Origin of the sequence: Synechococcus sp. BIOS-E4-1, from assembly GCF_014279995.1 — a bacterium.
GTDB lineage: Bacteria > Cyanobacteriota > Cyanobacteriia > PCC-6307 > Cyanobiaceae > Synechococcus_C.
In genome coordinates this window covers 1,599,739-1,618,723 of the sequence record NZ_CP047935.1, presented here as the reverse complement: position 1 = coordinate 1,618,723, position 18,985 = coordinate 1,599,739, and the positions used below count along the sequence as shown (strand labels likewise).

Here is an 18,985-nt window from a genome sequence, read left to right as displayed (position 1 = left end):
CAGCGGACCTTTTTTTATGGCGTTTCCTTTGTTTCCTGTCTTCGTTTGTTGAGGAGTGTCGTCAAACCATTGTCCAGATCAGCTGCCATTGCGACGCGACGTCCATCGCTGACCACGATTCTTGTCAATGTCGGCAGCCCCCCCTGCCGAGCTCGAAGATAAATCGGTTCCACATACAAAAGCGAATCACCCACAGGTACGACAAGTAAATTTCCTTGCACAACCTGTGAGCCTGCCCGATCCCAGAGAGCGAACTGCTGACTGATTTCAGGATTTTGATTGATCAGTGCTTGGACCTGTTCAGGGCCAAAAATTGGAACATCGCTGGGGAATCGCAGCAGAACAAGCTCTCCATAATGCTCACCATCATTACGTGCCGCCAACCAGGCTGAAAGATTGGGACGTGCGAGTGGAGTGAGCGGTTGAAGTAAAAGAAACTCTGAACTTGGACTTTGTTTGATCTGTGCGGTGATGCGGTAGGGAGCTACGGGAACCTGATTCTTTCCGTACAACTCCATCGGTACTTGCCAGACATCATCCCCGCTGTAAAAAATTCGAGGATTAGTAACGTGGTAACGCAGCAGTTGCTGAACTTGCAATTCAAACTGTGCCTTAGGGACCATCAAGTGTCGTTTCAGGTTGGCAGGCATCTCTTGCAAGGATTCAAATAGTGATGGGAAAACGTTGCCCCAAGCTTGAATGATCGGATCATTCGGTTCATTGATGTAAAGATGAACTGTGCCGTTATAGGCATCAACAACCGCCTTCACAGAATTGCGGAGATACCGCAAAGGTCGACCGTCAGGAAGCTTTGCTGCATAGGGAACTGTTCTTGATGATGTAAATCCATCAACAATCCAGTATTGGTGCTGACTTTGCTGATAGCCACTGGGAGCATCATCGATGGGAACGGATACAAGATAAGGATCTCCCATCAGATCAAGAAATGGTGCAAGCGTTCTGACTCTTTCTTTGACATCGCGCCTCAGAAGCAATCGAGACTCAGTGGTCAGAGCTCCTGTGTTTAGAAAGCGGGGATCACCAAGGTAAGTCGCGGCGGTAATCCTCTGCCACTGATGTTCAAGCGAGACACCAGCTGACCCTGAGTAATGGTTGTAGGTGTTGTCATCACCCTCGGGGTAATCAAATTCCTCGATGAGTGTGGGTGCTACTGCGTAGGGGGAATGCAGGGCTCCAAAGTAAAGAGCGGCTCGGCCTATCGGTACTTCACGCTCAACATCTTCCTTGCTAATACCCAGCGACTCATTTCCTTGAATTTGTGTGGATTGTCCCAGGTCGCTGATGAAGTAAGCGGGGAGACCATCAGGTTCACGTGTATTGACAGGATTCAGTGTGAAGCCAAAACCATGAGTGAAAACAAAATGACGGTTCTGCCAGGTTCGCGAACGCTTTGGAAGTGCAGCCTGATCCAATTCGCGCGCTGAAATGATCACCTGTTGGTTTTCATTGATTTCTTCATGGAGCGGATATCGATCAACGGATGCATTCGCGAATTGGTAGTAAACCCTCAGTTGTTGCAGCTGACGATTGGTGTCCAGCATCGGTTGGCTGTCCCAGAGCCTGATGTTTTGCAGCGTGCTTGCTCCTTTGACCAGATCCTGCTCACTGATCTCCTGAGTTGGCGTGCTGCCCCGGGCTTTGATGGAATCCAGTTGATAGGCCTGACGTGTGGCTGAAATTGAGCGACTGATGTAGGGAGTTTCGAGTTGCAGTTCTTTAGGGCGGACCACGATCCACTGAACAATCGGCGAAAGCAGCAGTTCCGCGAGGACGGCGATCAAAGCAAGAGTGAACAGTGCTGTTCTCAGCCGTCGTCGAGGGAATTGTCTTTCTCCCGGCCATGGCACAAAGGTCCCGGCCATCAGCACCAGCAGAAGTGCAACACACTGCCGCAGAGGCAGCCTCAAATGGATATCAAGCCAGCCAGCACCGGCAACCAATCCGCTCTGGGTCCAGAGCAGTTGATGACGCACAAGCCATGTGAGTGCAGCTAGCACCAGCAGCAGCAGTGCCAGTACAGGACGCAGCAATGCACGTTCCTGGGTGTTCCAGCCTGGAAAGCCCCAGTCACTCAGGCAGGGGGGCCGGGTCAGGCGACTCCAGGCCGACGTGCTCAACGTCAGCAGGATCTGCAGCAACAACAGCTCAAGGACCAGCGCGATTGCTGAAAAGCGACCTAATCCGAAACTGAGATCTGCGCCCAGCAGTGGATCCGTCGAGCCTGCATCAGGAATCGTGATAGCCAGTGCCCAGAGGCCCCAGCTCCGACCTGCCACAACACAGATGCAGAGGCTTCCATAAAGGAAGGCAAGGTTGATTCGTCGCCTGCGTCCAAGGCCAATCGTGATCAGCAGGATCAGCAGAATGCTGATGATGAGAACGGTCCATTCCGGCTGAAATGGAACACTCCACCAGTGGGCCAGCAGAAAAGGTTGCTTCCATGCCAGCCAAGCCAGCCGTGTCGTGATGGCAAGAACGCTGAGAAGGATTGAGAGGCAGGCGAGCAATGAAAGGGAATAGACGCCCCCTCGCAGCGCTGGGATCTCTCCACGTGGTGTGGGGACATAGGCCCGCATCCATCGGTGTCGCCACCAGGCGGTGAGCAGCACCAGCAACAGTGCTAACCCAGCACCAAGAACCTGAAAGCCCAGTCGCTGGAGGTAGATCCCTTCATGCCCGAACTGGGAGAACCACGACCACTCAACCTGAAGTCTGGCGAACAGCCAGAAAGCGGGAAACGCCAGCAGCAGCCATACCCCTGATCGACGCAATAGGAAGGGAAGGCCCCGTTTGAGCAGGCTCAAGCCCCAGCCGGCAACTGATCCAGGCTAGAGCTCCTGCTGGGTACGTCGATACCTGCCAGAACGTGAAAACGATCGGAATGCAGGGTCTCCTCCTCAATCAGTGCCTCAACAAGACGATCCATCAGCTGCCGCCTCGACTGGAGCAGATCAATGGCCTGATGCAGTGCTTCTTGTGCCAGCGCACGCACTCGGCGATCAATTTCCCGACCGGTGCTTTCGGCATAGGACTGCCTGGTGTTGACCAGGTCCCGTCCAAGGAAGACTTCCTGGTCCTGACCTTCAAGAGCAACGGGGCCCAGATCAGAGAATCCGAAACGCGTCACCATCTCCCTCGCAAGCTGGGACACCATCTGGAGATCGCCGCTGGCGCCCTGTGTCACCTCAGAGTCTCCGAAAACGACAATCTCCGCTGCACGACCCCCCAGGGCCATCACCAGTCGTGCTCTCAGATAGGCGCGGGTCACGAGACCGGAGTCAATGATTTCCTCGTCAGGGAAGAAACGGGTGAACCCTCCAACACCCCCACTGCGGGGCAAGAGAGTGACTTTGTCGACCGGGTCGGCATAGGGAGTCAGCGCAGCCACCAGGGCATGGCCGATTTCGTGATAAGCAATCAAACGCTTCTTTGCTCCGTCCTGGAGTGGGGCGGCAGTCAGGCCCATGGTGATGCGCTCCAGTGCCTCCTCAAGTTCTCTGTTACCGAGGAAGGACGCCTGATGACGAGCCGTGAGAATGGCTGCCTCGTTGAGAAGATTCGCCAGATCGGCGCCTGAAAAACCAGGGGTTCTGCAAGCCCAGTCAGCGAGCGAAACCTCGTCTGACAACGGACGTGTTCTTGCATGCACAGCGAGTATCGATTCCCGACCGCGGCGATCGGGAAGGCCTACCTGAATCCGTCGGTCGAACCGTCCTGGCCGCATGAGTGCTGTGTCCAGAACATCAGGACGGTTTGTCGCTGCAAGAAGGATGACCCCGGAGTTGTCGGCGAATCCATCCATTTCGGTCAGCAACTGATTCAGGGTTTGTTCGCGTTCATCGTTTCCGCCGCCAATCCCAGCTCCTCTCTGGCGACCGACAGCGTCAATTTCATCGATGAACACGATGCAAGGAGCTTTCTCCTTGGCTTTTCGGAACAGGTCCCTCACCCTGCTGGCCCCGACCCCTACGAACAATTCAACGAATTCAGAGGCTGCAATGGAGAAAAATGGAACACCTGCTTCACCCGCGATCGCCTTGGCAAGAAGAGTCTTGCCGGTGCCGGGTGGACCGATCAACAGCACACCGCGAGGTATCCGGGCTCCAAGCTTGATAAAGGTCTCCGGCTGTTTCAAGAAAGTGACGACCTCCTGCAGCTCTTCCTTGGCCTCACCGATCCCGGCGACATCTTCAAAGCGAACTGTGATTTCGTCCTGAGGGCTGGTTCTTGCCTGGCTACGTCCGAACCCCATCGCCTTGTTGGCAGCCTGGGCAGAACGTCGCAACAGCAATGACAGCCCGACAACGATCAGAACGATTAGGGCGAGATTGCCAGCGAGTCCGGCCAGTGCCTGTTCCTGACGGACATCCTTGACATTCAGTGGTGTACCCGATGCTTCGGCGACTCTGAGGATCTGCTGATCATTCGCCAGTACCGGAACTGTGATTTGCTTGCCATCGGGATAGGTGACGATCACCTGACGGCGACCAGGTACCAGGACCAGTTCCTTGATGGAGCCGGAGGAAATTTCTTTCAGCAGGGTGCTGTAGCTCACCTCCGGTTGCCTTTGAAAAAGGGCGAACGGATTCTTCTGTTGCTCCTCAGGCTTGGACTTGGGCGCTGGAGTTCCCTGTTCTGACTGGGTCGGCTGCTCTGAACTCACACCGCTGATGCGTTGCACAAAGACTAGCGATTTGACGAGTGGCCTCTTCGAAGTGGATCATGGCTGTTTGGCAGTGAACCGCCCGCGATGGCCGTCCCGAAGAAGAAAACCTCAAAAAGCAAGCGCAACCAGCGTCATGCTGTCTGGAAGGCCAAGGCTGCCACTGCGGCTCAGCGTGCTCTCTCCATTGGCAAGTCTGTGCTGAGTGGCCGTGCTCAGGGCTTCGTCTATCCCGTTGCTGAAGAGGACGAGGCTGAAAGCTGAGTGTTCAGCACATGGATCTCACGCACGTCGCGTGATTCCGTGAGATCCATCACAGCACTGCTCAGGCGAAGGTTGCGTAACCAACTCGGTGGCAATACGGCAAGCACCATGCGGTTGAAGTCTGATAGGTCGCTCGTGCGGTAGCCCACACCGCTTTGCTGCTCCAGAGTGACCAGTTGCTGCTGCTTCCAGCGAGAGGACAGGTCGCTACGAACAGCTCGCAAATGCCAGAGGTCATCAAGGAACGCCCAGATCTCCTGATAGTCAGCGAGTAAGGAAACGGCTCTGGACCGCCAAGAAAGCTCCTGTTCTGATAATGCTTCAAGGATTTCGGTTTCAATCGAGGGGAGCGGGGAGACCCCCAGAAACCAACCTTCCATCAGCACCACTTGTGGTCGTGAACTGCTGCTTCCGTATCGATCTCCCCGGCCATTGCGAAGTGATTTGTCAAAGCGTGGAGCGGTGATCTGCCCGTTTGTTTTCCACTCATCAAGCGATTGCAGCAGACCATCAATGTCGTGACTGCCCGGAAGAGCTCTCGGCACAGACCAGGGATTGCCTTGCATCCTTTTGTCCAGCAGCTCCGCGGGCCAGTAGAAATCATCAAGTGAAAGATGTTCCACCGGCCAACCCAGTTGTTGAGACGCTGATTTAACCCAGCTGCACAGGGTTGACTTGCCGCAACCAGGCAGGGCGCTGACACCAAGGATCACACGCTCTCCACAATTCACAGCCGACTCAACTCGGCTCAGCAATGGAAGACCAACGAAGGCAACCCAGCCATCAACAACTGGCACCGACCATTGATCTCTGGCCAGGTTGAGGCCGCCGACGCGCTCCCATCGATCCCACCAGTCCTCAACATTGAACCAATCGAGGTTTGCAAGCAAAGGCAGCAGACCGTCAGGGACCCGCTGGGGCATGGAATCGCTTTGGCGATCAGGATCCAAGTTTGTAAGCCTCAAGCACAACGGCATAGACCGTGCCGATGCGCAAATTGTCGAGGGCTAGCCAGGGGAGTGGCCACGGTCCGGGACGCACTTTGCTGCGCAGGCGCACGATCAGTTCAATGATGAGCACCATCGCCAGCACCGCTACAGGACGGTTCTGACCGGACCTCTGAAACCAGATCATCGTCACGTTGCTGCCGATGATGAAGCCGAACAGCAAAGCGAGAACCCCGACACTGCGCCGTCTCCACGGGCCAATCAGGGTCTGGTTCAATAGCCTGCCGGTGCGCCGCTGCAACTGCTCGTAGCGAGTGGCCTGAAGGGTCATCGCGAGGTGGCCGAAAGCAGCAACTCCAGATACTCCAGCGTGATCAGACCTTCTGCACAAGGGGGTCCACTGAAGATTCTTGCCTTTTGCTCATCCTCTCCGAGCTGATCGATCACGGCTGAAGCATGCTGCTGGCTGTTTTCAAGCTCTCTGTCCCATGGGGATGGGGTCAGGACACAGCACAGACCGGCTGCACGGGCTGACTGCAGTCCAGGGGTTGAATCCTCAAAAACCACAACAGAGGCACGATCTGATCCACTGAGATCAAGCGCCAGTTGATATGGGTCAGGATGCGGTTTGTGCCTGTCCACGTCATCGGCAGTGACCGTTCCCTCAAACATTCCGGTGAGCTCACCTGAAAAAGACTCGAGTAATGCAAGAACCGATGCTTCTCCACTGCTGGTCACAATCCACTGCTGTACATCGGCTCGGTTGAGTTCATGCAGAAGTCGACTGACACCTGGTCGCAGAGTGATGGCTCCGGAAGAAACGACCTTGAGATAGTGCTGTTGTTTTGATCGACGTAATCGTTCCAGTAATTCAGCATCAAGCGTGTCTCCCAATCGCTGCGCGTAGGACTGCATCCGCTGTCGTCCTCCAGGAATGCTCAGCAATTCGGAATAGAGCTGCTCATTCCAGTTCCAGCTGAGGCCACAGTCTGCAAAAGCCTGATTGAACGCCTGGCGATGGCCATTCAGCTCGGTGTCAGCAAGTGTTCCATCCACATCCCAGAAAACAGCCTGCAAACGGGTCATGTCGGTGATCCGATCGTGCACCAGCTTGACCGATCGCTTTTGAGGCGACGAAGACCCACAATGCAGCCAATTATTTCCTTCGGCATGGTGGCGGGCGCCCGGGATCAGCAGTGGCGACTCCCACAACCGATCGAGGGGGACCCACTGCCCTCAGTGAATCTTCCATTGGCTCTGAAAGCAGTCCTCTTCAGACGAGGACTCCAGAGTCCTGAGCAGGTGATGTTGCTTCTCAGCGATCAACCGTTGCCCGCAGCAGATGATCATTTCCCTGAGCTGTGCCCGGCACTCAAACGGCTTAAAACGGCATGCCTCAACAACGAGGCAGTGGCCATCTGTGGCGATTACGACGCCGATGGCATGACCAGCACTGCTCTCTTGATGCGTGCTTTTGAGGCCATGGGCGCCACTCCACAAGCGGCGATTCCAAGCCGAATGGCCGATGGATATGGTCTGAACAGCGGCATGGTTGAGCAGCTTCATGCAGAGGGCGTCCGTTTGCTGGTGACGGTCGACAACGGTGTTGCTGCTCATGAAGCTCTGCAGAAGGCTTCAGAACTGGGCGTCGAAGTGATCCTCACTGATCACCACACCCTTCCTGCCAATCGTCCGACAGCACTGGCTCTGATTCATCCTGCAACCACTCCGAAGGACTCTCCTTATGGGGGTCTGGCAGGGGTGGGACTGGCCTATGTGTTGGCCAGAGCTTTGGCGCAGGAGTTGAAGAAACCTGATGCGATCACCACAGCAAGGGATCTGTTCTGCATTGGAACGGTGGCCGATATGGCACCACTCACCGGAGCTAATCGAACCCTGCTGCGGGAAGGGCTGAGTCATCTACATCGAAGCAGCTGCCCCGGAGTTCAGGCTCTGCAGCAACTGGCCGGGCTTGGAGATCGTCCTTTGCGTGCTGACGACATCGGTTTCCAGCTGGCACCGAGAATCAATGCGGTTGGCCGCATCGGTGAACCATCCCTGGTGGTTGACCTGCTCACAGCTGATGATCCCAATCGCGCCTTCGAGCTCGGCCGTCAGTGCGACGCACTCAATCGTCAGCGACGCGAGCTCTGTGATGCGATCGAAGCGGAGGCTGTTGCATTGCTTGAAAGTGATCCATCACCTTTACCTCCCTTTCTGTTGCTTGCGCAGGGGCATTGGCATCACGGGGTGATTGGCATCGTTGCCGCACGTCTAGTTGAGCGATATCAAAGACCCGCAGCGCTTCTTGCCAGTGACGGCGAAGGAAGCATGCGCGCTTCGGTGCGTGCACCCGACGGTTTTGCTGTCGATCGTGCGTTGCAGCAATGCAGTGATCTTCTCGAACGGCATGGAGGCCATCCAGCCGCAGGTGGATTCACCGTTCAGGTCACTGCTGTCACTGCACTTCATCAGGCCCTCAACGCTCTAGCGACGCAATGGTTGCAGGGCAGAGGTGAGGATCTGCTGGTGGAACCCGAAGCGTTGTTGGAGCTCGATCAAATTGATCATTCTTTCTGGCAAGCCCTGCAAAGGCTGGAACCTTTCGGGGCTGGTCATCCAAAACCTCTTTTCTGGTCACGCGGTTGCCGAATCACTGACCAACAGTCCCTGCGCGGAGGTCACTTACGGCTGAAACTTGAACAGAACGGAGTGGAGCGTGAGGCGATTGTCTGGCGCTGGCCTGAAACGGCTGTGCTCAGTCAGATCATCGATGCGATGTACACCGTCACTCAGAATCACTGGCGTGGTGAGACCCGTTTTCAGCTGGAGATTCAGGCTCTTCGTCCCCATCTGGAAGTGATGGAACTGCGTCGTTCGCGCGGCAGTTACCGCGTCCAGCGCATCGACAGCACAAGCCTTGAGTTGATCAATCCAGAGGGCAAGTCACTGGTGAGCCGGGTCAATCGCGAGGGTGTGCTGGAAAGCGACGACAGTCGCGCCTCACACCCTTACGTTGCAGCTTTACTTCAGGAGGCTTGTATCGGCCTCGGTTTACGCCCATGAGTCCGGATAGTCGTCACGAACCAGTCCTGATTCCGGGAACACTGCCGTCACAGAGCCGGCTCAAAGGCGTTGTGCGGCATTTCATCGGTCTCGTTCTGGTCGGAGTGTTGATCGGACTGGCATGTCTGCCTCTGAATCTTGTTGATGGTGTTCAGGATCATCTGTATGCCTTGATGCCGACCTCCGCCGATGAAAGTTGGAGCTGGAGGGGGGTGGTTATTGCCTTCTTGCCCCTCGTGGTGATGCCGATTCTGCTGCTGCTTCAGCGTGGTCCCTGGCAAGCCGGTGCAGGCTCAGGCATTCCATCCACCATGAATGGATTAGAGGACCCTTCCCAACTGCCGAAAGCGATGGCAGCACCAGGAACAGTGCAGCGCGGGGTTCTTTGGTCCATAGCCACCATCGCCATGTTTCCGCTTGGAAGGGAGGGTCCGGTTGTTCAATTCGGTGCTGCAGTTTCGAGGGCCTGCCACCGACGCTTCCGCAACTGGCTGCCTTCTCTGAGTGAACGGCAGATTGTGGCGATCGGTGGGGGGGCGGGTCTTGCCGGTGGTTTCAACACGCCTCTGCTGGGAGCCGTGTTCATGCTCGAAGAACTCACCGCTGATTATTCGATCGTGACGATCTGGCCAGCGTTGGTGATCAGCGTGGCCGCCGCAGGGTTCTCCAACATCGGAGGAGAACCAATGTTTGGACTCGGCGTTCTCAACGTCGCCCTACCGGAAGTGGAGCAACTGATGCTTGCTTTTCCGATCGGAATCGTCTGCGGACTCGTTGGTGGATTCTTCAACAAGGGCCTGGTCTGGCTGACCGGACGTCTTGCCCCTGTGATCAAAAGAAAACCTCTGCGGACAGGTCTTTATCTTGGTGGGGGATTGACCGTTCTTGCACTGTTGAGCTGGGGAACCTCCACCTCAGATGGCGAAGCGCTCGTGCGGCAGCTCATCGAACAGGGCATGCCCAATGCCATGGGTAATGATCAGGTTTACATCAGTGGGCTCACCAGTATCTGGATCACACTGGTCAGGGTGATTGGACCGATGCTCGCGTTAAGCCCTGGAGTGCCTGGCGGCTTGATTGATCCTTCTCTGACCTTCGGTGCCGTTCTCGGCTACACGATCTGTGCAGTGGCAGGAATCAGCTCACAGGTCGGCATCGGTTTGGGTCTTGCTGCAGGGCTGTCTGGAGCCACCCAACTACCCCTTGTTTCAATCGTATTCGCCTGGAGACTGGCCGGAGATCAACAGCTGTTTGCTGGTGTGGTTCTCGCTTCAGTGCTGGCTGCCTACACCGGACGCCTGGTCTGCAGAGATCCGGTGTATCACGGACTCAGCAAACTTCAGAGAGCACCACGGCGGTAGAAGAGAATAAAGATCACTGCGGGGCCGGCCAAGGTAATCAAGGCCAGTGCCGCGAAATTGGCGATCAGGTGGAAATCGAGTCCCATGAAACGGAAGCAAATAAGGGGCATGTTGCCTTATGCAGGCTACGAGGAAGGCACCCCTCCCGTACAGCTCGAACTCAACCTCTGTGATGGCTTGTCACAGCCTCAATCCACTGAACATGGTTGCGAGGAGGTCTCATGACACGGCCTGAACAGCAGTGGTCCTGCATGGACCAGTGCGGTGCCTGTTGCCGACTGGCACCTGAGGAACGCCCAGAAGCAGTGGAGGCTCTTGATCCTCTTCAGCAGAAGCAATACCTGTCGATGGTGGGTGACGATGGCTGGTGCATTCATTTCGACAGTGGATCCAGACGTTGTCGGATCTATGAGACCCGTCCGGATTTCTGCCGCGTCAGCAGTCTCTGCGACTTGTTCGGTATTGCCGCTGATCACGCGGACTCATTTACGGTCGCCTGCTGCCGACAACAGATCCGTTCAGTTCATGGCGGCCGCAGCAGGGAACTGCGTAAGTTCGAACGTCTCATCCGCTCAACGGAACCTTTGTGATGACTGATTCCGGCACCACACAACGTCCTGGATTCACGACTGTCCTCCTGACAACCTTCACAACGGTTTTCCTTGCTGAGCTTGGCGATAAAACCCAGCTCGCCACACTCCTGCTTTCCGCACAATCGGGTCAGCCCTGGCTTGTGTTCGGTGGTGCTGCTCTGGCGTTGATCTGCTCCAGCCTGGTTGGCGTTCTGGTGGGACGTTGGCTGTCAACCGTGATGCAACCGGAACGGCTCGAGCAGATGGCCGGACTGTTGATGTTGGGACTTGGGTTGTGGCTTGGTTCCCAGGCACTGCAGTCGTTGATCGCTGCCAACCCTGTTTAGAGGTCTTCCCTTGATCCATTTGCCTTTGAACGTTGTCTTGACATGAATCTGACCCTGCTTCTTTCCACGTTCGCCACGGTTTTCCTGGCGGAGCTCGGGGATAAGACCCAACTCGCCACAGTGGCGATCAGCGGTACGTCCAACCGCCCCTTCGCCGTGTTCCTCGGCTCATCATCAGCGCTCGTCTTGGCAAGTCTGATCGGTGCCATAGCAGGTGGATCACTCTCTGGCGTTGTTCCCGCCGACTGGTTACAGCTCATGGCATCGCTCGGATTTCTGGCGATTGGTCTGAAACTGCTCTGGCCACTTCTCAGTGGTGCGGAATCAACAGCGACCGCCGACGACTGAATCTGGGGGGCACTAGGGGCCCTTAGGATTGAACAATCAAGGGAAAGCGCGGTCTTTCGCTGCACGCGCACCCGAGATGCCCCCTCCCGGTCCTGAAGGCCGGTTCCCATTAACCGTTCCGATGAAATTCACGGTCGCTGACCTGCTCGATCAGGTTCCCGATGAGGGCAACTTGGAGATTGCCAAGTTTGAAAAAATCCTCCGGCTCACCAATCGCGCCGAGAAACATTCGCTCGGTCTCGCTGTTCAAGGTCTATCAAGGCTGGGAATCCTTGCTCTCGACAGCGATGGAGGCATCAGCAAGGGTGCCGCTGACGATCTGGTCGAAGCGCGCCTTCGCTGCAGCAGCAAGGGGTTCTGTTTCGCGATTCGCGATGACGGTGGAGACGATATCTATATCCGTGATCACCAGCTCAATCACGCTTGGAACGGCGATCGGGTGCTTGTGAGGCTGACCCGTGAGGGAGGCAGGCGTCGTTCTCCTGAAGGGGGCGTGCAATGCATTCTTGAGCGAGCCACCACAAGCTTGCTTGCATCGGTGGAGCAACAGGATGAACGGGTCATCGCCGTTCCTCTCGACGACCGTTTGTTGGCATCGATTGAATTGACTCAAGAGGACGCCACCCATGCAGAAAAACCCATCGGCATGGCTGTTGCCGAGGTGGTGCTGGATCGCTATCCGATCGCACAGTTTCCGGCACGTGGACACGTTGCACGATCGCTTCCCCTCGATGGCGGTTCCTGTGCAGACCGCGAGCTGATGCTCACGAAGGCCAATCTTCATCAGCGACCGGCTCCACCTCGTGCCAGTTTCAAGGCACCCTCAGCCAAGAAACGTGAAGACCTGAGTGACGAGCCCGCCCTGATCATCAGCGGCTGGGCTGCTGATGGTGCTCCAGCTCTTCCAGCTGTGCATGTCATCCCTCACGACGGTGGTACTCGTCTTTGGATTCATGCCCCCGCTGTTGCTGAACGTCTAAGCCCGGGGAATAGTTACGACCAGTGGCTTCTCAATCAATCGGAAAGCCTCTGTCTGGGTGGGCACTGGATGCCATTGCTGAGCCCTGCTCTTGCTAAAGCCTGTTGCTTCTCAGTCGGGGAGGTTCAAGACGCAGTGTCACTGCGTTTGGACATGGGTCCCGACGGTGAGTGGCGCAACTGGGAGTTTTGTCTGAGTCGGATTCGCCCTGTTGCTGAAGTGAATGCTGGGGCCCTCCATGCTCTGGAATCTCGAAAACCGAAGTCCAGAGCAGTTCCTGTCGCTCTGAAGTCGATCAAAGACCAGATTGGTCAGCTGGAAACTCTCATTTTCTGTGCAACAAAGTTGCAAGAAGCTGAACGAAGAGAGGGTCGAATCGAACTGGATCTGAAGCGTGCTCAAGCTGATGATCTGGGAGATCTCAACAGCGTGTCGCCCGATGGTGATGGTCAGAGCTGGTCGACGCCACTCAACCCCAGTTGCCCTAATTCAATCCTGTCCGTGCTCATCAGGAATGCCGATCGTGTCTGGGAAGAGCACAGTCGCCAACTGGGTTTGCCAGCGATTCTTCTTGATGCTCCAGCGCCGGATGACGCTGCTCTCAATGACGTAGCCAAGGCTGCTGTCGCCCTGGACGTTCCCCTTGAATTGGACGAAGACGGAGCACCCTCTCCTTCCGAATTGGCCATGGCTCTGGCGAGCAGTGATTCGAGCCATGTGCTCAATCTTCAACTCAAGCAGGCTTTACCAGAGAGTTTTTATCGGGTTTCAGCGAACAGAAAGGAATCCAGTTCTGCAAAATCTGGAGAGGCATCCGGCGAGTCCGTTGCAGATCAGTCGCCCAATCAAGGTGCTGGTAACAGCGAGGATGATGGATCGGACAAGCATCATCTCAATCCTTTTGCACCATGGTGTTGCCCAACGCTGCATCAGGCCGATCTGATGAACCAGCAGGTGCTTTGTTCCCTGCTCAATGACGGGAAAGATCGCCCAACTGTGCGTCAGAAAAACAAAGTCAAACTGGGTGAAAAAGGTGTTGAAGCCTCAGTGAGCTGGCCTTTGTTTACGGCTTCTCAAGAGCAGAAAATCATTGACATGATACGAGAGCGCACCGTGCAGAGGTTGAATGTTCGGCGTCGCCAGGTTGAAGAGCTGAAAAGGGATCTTCTTGCAATGGCAAAGGCGCGCAGCGCCGAGCCGATGCTCAATCAGCATCAGACTGGTGTGATCAGTGGAGTTCAGAGCTACGGATTTTTTGTTGAAATTGCTCCTTCCATGGTGGAAGGTCTTGTTCATGTCAGTTCATTGAATGATGACTGGTATGAATATCGATCAAGGCAAAATCGTCTTGTTGGCCGAAGAAGCAGGCGTGTCTATCAGTTGGGCGACACCGTCGAGGTAAAAGTTCTCAAGGTTGATGTTCTTAGAAATCAGATTGATCTCGAAGTGGTTCCTGCCACGACCCCTGTTGCTGACGATCCCATGCCGGTGGCTGTGAGCGAGGAATGATTCCCTATGTGATCGGCATCAGCGGGGCCTCCGCTCAACAGCTGGCTGAACGCACATTGCAGTCGATGTTGCGCCGTGATCTGAGTGTGCATGTGATTGTCAGTCGTGGCGCCCATGGAGTCTGGCGAGCGGAACGATCCATCTCTGTTCCTGTGGATCCCAGACTTCAGGAACGCTTCTGGCGTGATCGACTTGGGGTCAAGGAAGGTCAACTCATCTGTCATCGCTGGGACGATCAGTCAGCTGTTGTCGCCAGTGGCAGCGTTCCCACCAAAGGCATGCTTGTTGTGCCCTGTTCCATGGGAACAGTTGGTCGTCTGGCGGCTGGACTCGGAGGTGACCTGCTCGAGCGCTGTGCTGATGTCCATCTCAAGGAAGGGCGTCCTCTGGTGATTGCACCGAGGGAAATGCCCTGGAACCTGCTGCATCTGCGTAACCTCACCACCCTTGCGGAAGCAGGAGCAAAAATTGCTCCGCCGATACCGGCCTGGTACACCCAGCCTGAAAGCATCGACGACATGCTCGATTTTCTGGTGATGAGGCTCCTTGACGCGTTAGGGGAAACGCTTACGGATCAGAAGCGTTGGCAGGGACCCCAGTCATGACCCCTCTACAACGCCTGTTACTGATCCCTTCTCTTTTACCGCTACTGCTCACCTTGCTTGTCGGCGGTCTCAACCTCGGAAAGACAGGCAGTCTTCGCATCCTCACCTGGGAACTACCCAGACTTCCCCTTGGCGTATGGATGGCTGTGGCCGCCACATCTGGAGCCGTCCTCGGATCTGGTGCTGTCCTGGCGGCCGGATCGTCAACTCAACAAACACTTCAACGGGAGGTTCGACGACCATATTCATGGCAGGAAGAATCCCCAGAGCTTGACAGTGAGCGTGCTGGCGCTGCAGCAGCAACGATGCCCTGGCCAGAGAGAGACCTGCGAGAACCTGCGCCCACCGTCTCTGTTCCCTTCAGGGTGATTCGGACGGGCCGAACGACGAAGGACAGCGTTGCTCAGTCGGATCTGAAGGAGCGGGCTGTCTCCGATCCTGCTCAGACCTCAACAACAGTCGCTGATGATTGGGATCAGCCGCTTCCGGCAGATTGGTGAAGCTGGTGAGAAGTGCCCTGGGCTGTCTACAGTCCCGCGAACGATTGATGTCCGTTGAGCGAAACCCCCGTCACTCCTGCCAAGCCCGAAACGCCTGAAGTGCCGGCATCGGCTGCAGGTGCTGAAGGTTCAGCGCAAGCCGACGCGACTGTCTCCTCAGACAAGACCGAACCTGCGGCAGCATCGGACAAGCCCGCCAAGAGCGAAAAAGCGGCGAAAGCAGAAACAGCAGAGAACGTTGAGCCCGTGACAGAAGCGGACAAGTCCGACAAGACCGACGCAGGGGAAAAATCAGAAACGGCGAAGAAAATCGAGCCTGCGGCAGCAACGGACAAGCCCGTCAAGAACGAAGCAGCGGCGAAAGCAGAAACAGCAGAGAACGTCGAGCCTGTGACAGAAGCGGTCAAGTTCGACAAGACCGACGCAGGGGAAAAATCAGAAACGGCGAAGAAAATCGAGCCTGCGGCTGCAACCGACAAGCTCCTCAAAAGCGAAGCGGCATCCAAACCAGAAAAGGCGGAGAACATCGAGCCTGCGGCAGCAGCAGCTAAGCCCGTCAAGAGCGAAGCAGCATCCAAGTCAGAAACGGCGGAGAACGTCGAAGCAGCTGCAGCACCAGCCGATAAGCCCGCCAAGACTGAAACAGCTTCCAAACCGGATAGAGCAGAGAAGTCAGACCCAGTGCAGCAGAAGACTGCCGCCGTCAAAGCTGACAAGGCCAGTCCTGATGCAGCTGCCGACAAGGCCACGAAGGCTGATGCAACTGACAAAACAGCCAAACCTTCCAAACCAGACAGTGCGGACAAACCGGTCAAACCCGCAAAACCTGCTCCAAAGCCCAAACCAGAGGACAAGCCCTTTGCCAGCTTCATTCAAGAGGATCTGCTGCCATCACTGACCAAATCCTTGACAGAACGCGAGCAAGCGCCGATCAGTCTCCTGCTGGTTGAGGGAGAACGACCGGTTGTGGGTGGTCTTTGTTGGATGGTTCAAGCTGAATTGCCCGCAGGGCGACGGTTCTGGCTCTGCTTCGAATCCGATTCGATCACGTCTGGCAAAACGATTGCCCTTGCTGAATCCGGTTCAGATCCAAGCCTGCTGGAATCATTCCTGATTGATGAGAAACGCATCAACCAGGCCCTGCTTGAATCCCGATTGCTTCAACGTCTCAATGGCCAGAAGTGGTTCGGGGGCAACTGAACCAATGGGTTACACCTAGCCCCAGCTGAGTCTGGACTGCATTTACGATGCAGGAAACACACGTTGGATCTGATGGTGCCTCCCACCGCTGTGAATGACGCAAAATCCGGGGGCTCCGGAGTCTCTGTAAAAGATCCGGTCAAGGACACAATCCTCACTCCGCGCTTCTACACAACGGACTTTGAAGCCATGGCGGAGATGGATCTCAGGCCCAATGAGGCTGAGCTCGAAGCAATCTGCGAAGAATTTCGCAAGGATTACAACCGTCACCACTTTGTTCGCAACGAGGAATTCGACGGTGCAGCAGACAAACTCGACCCGGAGACGCGTCGCGTGTTCATCGAGTTCCTTGAACAGAGTTGTACTTCTGAATTTTCAGGTTTTCTTCTTTACAAGGAGCTGAGCCGTCGTATCAAGGCAAAGAATCCCCTGCTTGCTGAATGCTTTGCGCATATGGCCAGGGATGAAGCCAGACATGCTGGCTTCCTCAACAAATCCATGAGTGATTTTGGACTCCAATTGGATCTGGGGTTCCTTACTGCAAATAAGAAATACACCTTCTTCAAGCCAAAATTCATTTTCTACGCGACTTATCTCTCTGAAAAAATTGGTTATTGGCGCTACATTGCTATTTTCAGGCATCTTGAAAAAAATCCTGAGAGCAAAATATTCCCTATTTTCAACTTTTTTGAAAACTGGTGTCAAGATGAAAACCGCCATGGCGATTTCTTTGATGCCCTCATGAAATCGCAACCGGAAACCGTCCGTGGTCTTCGCGCTCGACTGTGGTGTCGCTTTTTTCTACTGGCCGTCTTTGCCACGATGTATGTCAGAGATGTGGCTCGTAAGGAGTTTTATGAGGCCCTTGGTCTAGATGCACGTGAATATGACCGAATGGTCATTGACAAAACCAACGAAACATCCGCTCGGGTGTTCCCGGTGGTTCTTGATGTGAAGAATCCCCGTTTCTACGAACGCCTGGAAAAAATTATCGTCAACAACGAGTCTTTGGAATCTGTCGATCAGAGTTCGGCTTCAAAACCTCTTAAGTTTGTGCGTAAACTTCCACACTGGATCGCTAACGGTGCACAGATGGCATCTCTCTTCTTGATGTCACCTATTCGCAGCGAAAACTATCAGCCCAGTGTTCGCTGATGCAGTCAACTCTTCAAAAGTCTCTGGCTGGGTTCAATGATCTGGACCCAGGCCACCATCCATGGCGTCAGCGCCTCGATTCTTTGCTGAATATCGGTGTCAGTGCCGGAGCAGATCTGGTTGAAGTGTTTCTTGAACGTACGGATCATCTCGGTGTCTTAGCCGAACAGGACAAGATCACAAGCGTGAGTCCGTCATTCGGCATGGGAGCTGGAATCCGCGTGTTTCGGTCCGGTAGAGACGGTTTCGTGAGTACGAATGATCTCAGTGATCAAGGGCTGGAAGACGCTCTTCAGCAGGCTCTGGCCATGCTCCAGCTCGATACTTCCACGCTTGCGAGCTCTGGCGGATTTGACGGGCTCGGTCCACTTCGTGACTACGGGTCCTCAAAAAACAATTGGCTGGGCAGAACTCCTGACCTGCTCACGATCACTCAGCGACTGCTGGAGGGCACCGATTGTCTGGAGAAGCGTGGGCAGCATCTCGACGTGCGTCGGGGCAGCTTCGCTCGCGACTGGCAGGAGGTTCTTGTGGCAGCCAGCGATGGAACGTTTGCCCGTGACATCAGGCTGCATCAGTCCAGTGGCCTGAGTGTGCTGGCTGCCGATGGTGAACATCGCTCCAGCATTGCCCGTCGTTATGGAAGCACCGATCGTCCTGATGATTTGTGCAACTGGAACGTTGATGCCTCGGCTCAGGAGGTTTGCGACAGTGCAGTCAAGATGCTTCGGGCTGATTACGTCGACGGTGGCCAGATGCCCGTGGTGTTGGCCAACCGCTTCGGTGGTGTGATCTTCCATGAAGCTTGCGGTCACCTGCTTGAAACCACTCAGGTGGAACGTGGCTCTACACCTTTTGCTAACAGCATCGGTGAAAGCATTGCCCATTCAGCCGTCACCGCAATCGATGAAGGCATGAGTGGTGGTGCTTTTGGATCCATCTCCATGGATGACGAAGGCATGGAGCCGCAGAAAACCGTCCTGATTGAGAACGGAATCCTGCAATGTTTCCTCAGTGATCGAGCCGGTGAAATGCGTACAGGGCATGCCCGTACTGGCAGCGGTCGTCGACAGAGTCATGGTTTTGCTGCTGCAAGCCGCATGCGCAACACCTACATCGCCGCAGGCCCTCACAGTATTGATGATCTGATCAGTTCCGTTGACCATGGCCTGTACTGCAAGTCCATGGGGGCGGGCAGCGTAGGTGCGACCGGTCAGTTCAATTTCTCTGTGGAAGAGGGATACCTGATCAAAAACGGTGAGCTTGGCCAACCGGTCAAAGGCGCCACGCTGATCGGCGATGCCAAGGAAGTCATGCCCAGAATCTCGATGTGTGCTGATGACCTTGAGCTGGCGGCCGGGTACTGCGGATCGGTCAGTGGCAGCGTGTTTGTGACTGTGGGTCAGCCCCACGTGAAAGTGGATTCAATCACCGTGGGAGGTCGTTGA

The 18,985-nt window shown here is 55.4% G+C and carries 18 protein-coding genes; 12 read left to right on the top strand and 6 right to left on the bottom strand.

Annotated features, from left to right (window positions below):
- Window positions 1-14: 14 nt before the first annotated feature.
- Window positions 15-2,825: a UPF0182 family protein gene (locus SynBIOSE41_RS08685; RefSeq protein WP_255476013.1), complete on the bottom strand. Its 2,811-nt coding sequence runs from the start codon at window positions 2,823-2,825 to the stop codon at window positions 15-17.
- Window positions 2,822-4,684 (bottom strand): ATP-dependent zinc metalloprotease FtsH, encoded by a 1,863-nt coding sequence (gene ftsH, locus SynBIOSE41_RS08680; RefSeq protein WP_186540589.1) that lies wholly within the window; start codon window positions 4,682-4,684, stop codon window positions 2,822-2,824. Before ftsH ends, SynBIOSE41_RS08685 begins: the two co-directional genes overlap by 4 nt.
- Window positions 4,685-4,771: 87 nt before the next feature.
- Here ftsH and rpmF point away from each other — a divergent pair, with 87 nt between their 5' ends.
- Window positions 4,772-4,948: a 50S ribosomal protein L32 gene (rpmF, locus tag SynBIOSE41_RS08675; RefSeq protein ID WP_066907424.1), complete on the top strand. Its 177-nt coding sequence runs from the start codon at window positions 4,772-4,774 to the stop codon at window positions 4,946-4,948.
- Here the strand turns inward: rpmF and SynBIOSE41_RS08670 are convergent.
- Genes SynBIOSE41_RS08670 through SynBIOSE41_RS08660 form a run of 3 tightly spaced genes read right to left on the bottom strand, consistent with a single transcriptional unit; the run spans window position 4,912 to window position 7,002 of the window.
- Window positions 4,912-5,871: a kinase gene (locus SynBIOSE41_RS08670; RefSeq protein WP_186540587.1), complete on the bottom strand. Its 960-nt coding sequence runs from the start codon at window positions 5,869-5,871 to the stop codon at window positions 4,912-4,914. The two genes, rpmF and SynBIOSE41_RS08670, sit on opposite strands and share 37 nt — an antisense overlap.
- 16 nt (window positions 5,872-5,887) lie before the next feature.
- A complete protein-coding gene (locus tag SynBIOSE41_RS08665; RefSeq protein WP_186540585.1) occupies window positions 5,888-6,226 on the bottom strand; it encodes a DUF565 domain-containing protein in 339 nt (112 codons plus the stop codon).
- On the bottom strand, window positions 6,223-7,002 hold the full coding sequence (locus SynBIOSE41_RS08660) for an HAD-IA family hydrolase (RefSeq protein ID WP_370594210.1): 780 nt from the start codon (window positions 7,000-7,002) through the stop codon (window positions 6,223-6,225). The genes SynBIOSE41_RS08665 and SynBIOSE41_RS08660 overlap by 4 nt, the downstream gene beginning before the upstream one ends.
- A 63-nt stretch (window positions 7,003-7,065) precedes the next feature.
- On the opposite strand from SynBIOSE41_RS08660, the gene recJ reads away from it, so the two are divergent.
- Both recJ and SynBIOSE41_RS08650 read left to right on the top strand, forming a co-directional pair.
- Entirely contained in the window at window positions 7,066-8,961 is a 1,896-nt protein-coding gene (gene recJ, locus SynBIOSE41_RS08655; RefSeq protein WP_186541010.1) for a single-stranded-DNA-specific exonuclease RecJ, read from the top strand.
- A complete protein-coding gene (locus SynBIOSE41_RS08650; RefSeq protein WP_186540583.1) occupies window positions 8,958-10,322 on the top strand; it encodes a chloride channel protein in 1,365 nt (454 codons plus the stop codon). The genes recJ and SynBIOSE41_RS08650 overlap by 4 nt, the downstream gene beginning before the upstream one ends.
- Here SynBIOSE41_RS08650 and psb30 read toward each other — a convergent pair.
- On the bottom strand, window positions 10,301-10,408 hold the full coding sequence (gene psb30, locus SynBIOSE41_RS08645; protein ID WP_074159310.1) for a photosystem II reaction center protein Ycf12/Psb30: 108 nt from the start codon (window positions 10,406-10,408) through the stop codon (window positions 10,301-10,303). The genes SynBIOSE41_RS08650 and psb30 overlap by 22 nt on opposite strands.
- A gap of 135 nt (window positions 10,409-10,543) precedes the next feature.
- Here psb30 and SynBIOSE41_RS08640 point away from each other — a divergent pair, with 135 nt between their 5' ends.
- From SynBIOSE41_RS08640 to SynBIOSE41_RS08600, 9 genes are all read left to right on the top strand, one after another.
- The gene (locus tag SynBIOSE41_RS08640) at window positions 10,544-10,912 is read left to right on the top strand and encodes a YkgJ family cysteine cluster protein (RefSeq protein ID WP_186540581.1); all 369 of its coding nucleotides are present in this window, start codon (window positions 10,544-10,546) and stop codon (window positions 10,910-10,912) included.
- On the top strand, window positions 10,912-11,241 hold the full coding sequence (locus SynBIOSE41_RS08635) for a TMEM165/GDT1 family protein (RefSeq protein WP_186540579.1): 330 nt from the start codon (window positions 10,912-10,914) through the stop codon (window positions 11,239-11,241). Before SynBIOSE41_RS08640 ends, SynBIOSE41_RS08635 begins: the two co-directional genes overlap by 1 nt.
- Before the next feature lie 42 nt (window positions 11,242-11,283).
- Window positions 11,284-11,589 (top strand): TMEM165/GDT1 family protein, encoded by a 306-nt coding sequence (locus SynBIOSE41_RS08630; protein WP_066907409.1) that lies wholly within the window; start codon window positions 11,284-11,286, stop codon window positions 11,587-11,589.
- A 121-nt stretch (window positions 11,590-11,710) separates the two neighbouring features.
- On the top strand, window positions 11,711-14,077 hold the full coding sequence (locus SynBIOSE41_RS08625; protein WP_186541008.1) for an RNB domain-containing ribonuclease: 2,367 nt from the start codon (window positions 11,711-11,713) through the stop codon (window positions 14,075-14,077).
- Window positions 14,074-14,682, top strand: a complete 609-nt coding sequence (locus tag SynBIOSE41_RS08620) for a flavin prenyltransferase UbiX (RefSeq protein WP_066907403.1) — start codon at window positions 14,074-14,076, stop codon at window positions 14,680-14,682. The genes SynBIOSE41_RS08625 and SynBIOSE41_RS08620 overlap by 4 nt, the downstream gene beginning before the upstream one ends.
- Window positions 14,679-15,182 carry a hypothetical protein gene (locus tag SynBIOSE41_RS08615; protein WP_186540577.1) on the top strand — a complete coding sequence of 168 codons (504 nt, stop codon included), beginning with the start codon at window positions 14,679-14,681 and terminating at the stop codon, window positions 15,180-15,182. Before SynBIOSE41_RS08620 ends, SynBIOSE41_RS08615 begins: the two co-directional genes overlap by 4 nt.
- 681 nt (window positions 15,183-15,863) lie before the next feature.
- Window positions 15,864-16,382, top strand: a complete 519-nt coding sequence (locus SynBIOSE41_RS08610) for a DUF2996 domain-containing protein (protein ID WP_186541006.1) — start codon at window positions 15,864-15,866, stop codon at window positions 16,380-16,382.
- Window positions 16,383-16,454: 72 nt separating this feature from the next.
- Entirely contained in the window at window positions 16,455-17,537 is a 1,083-nt protein-coding gene (gene acsF, locus SynBIOSE41_RS08605; protein WP_186540575.1) for a magnesium-protoporphyrin IX monomethyl ester (oxidative) cyclase, read from the top strand.
- Entirely contained in the window at window positions 17,537-18,985 is a 1,449-nt protein-coding gene (locus tag SynBIOSE41_RS08600) for a TldD/PmbA family protein (RefSeq protein ID WP_186540573.1), read from the top strand. Before acsF ends, SynBIOSE41_RS08600 begins: the two co-directional genes overlap by 1 nt.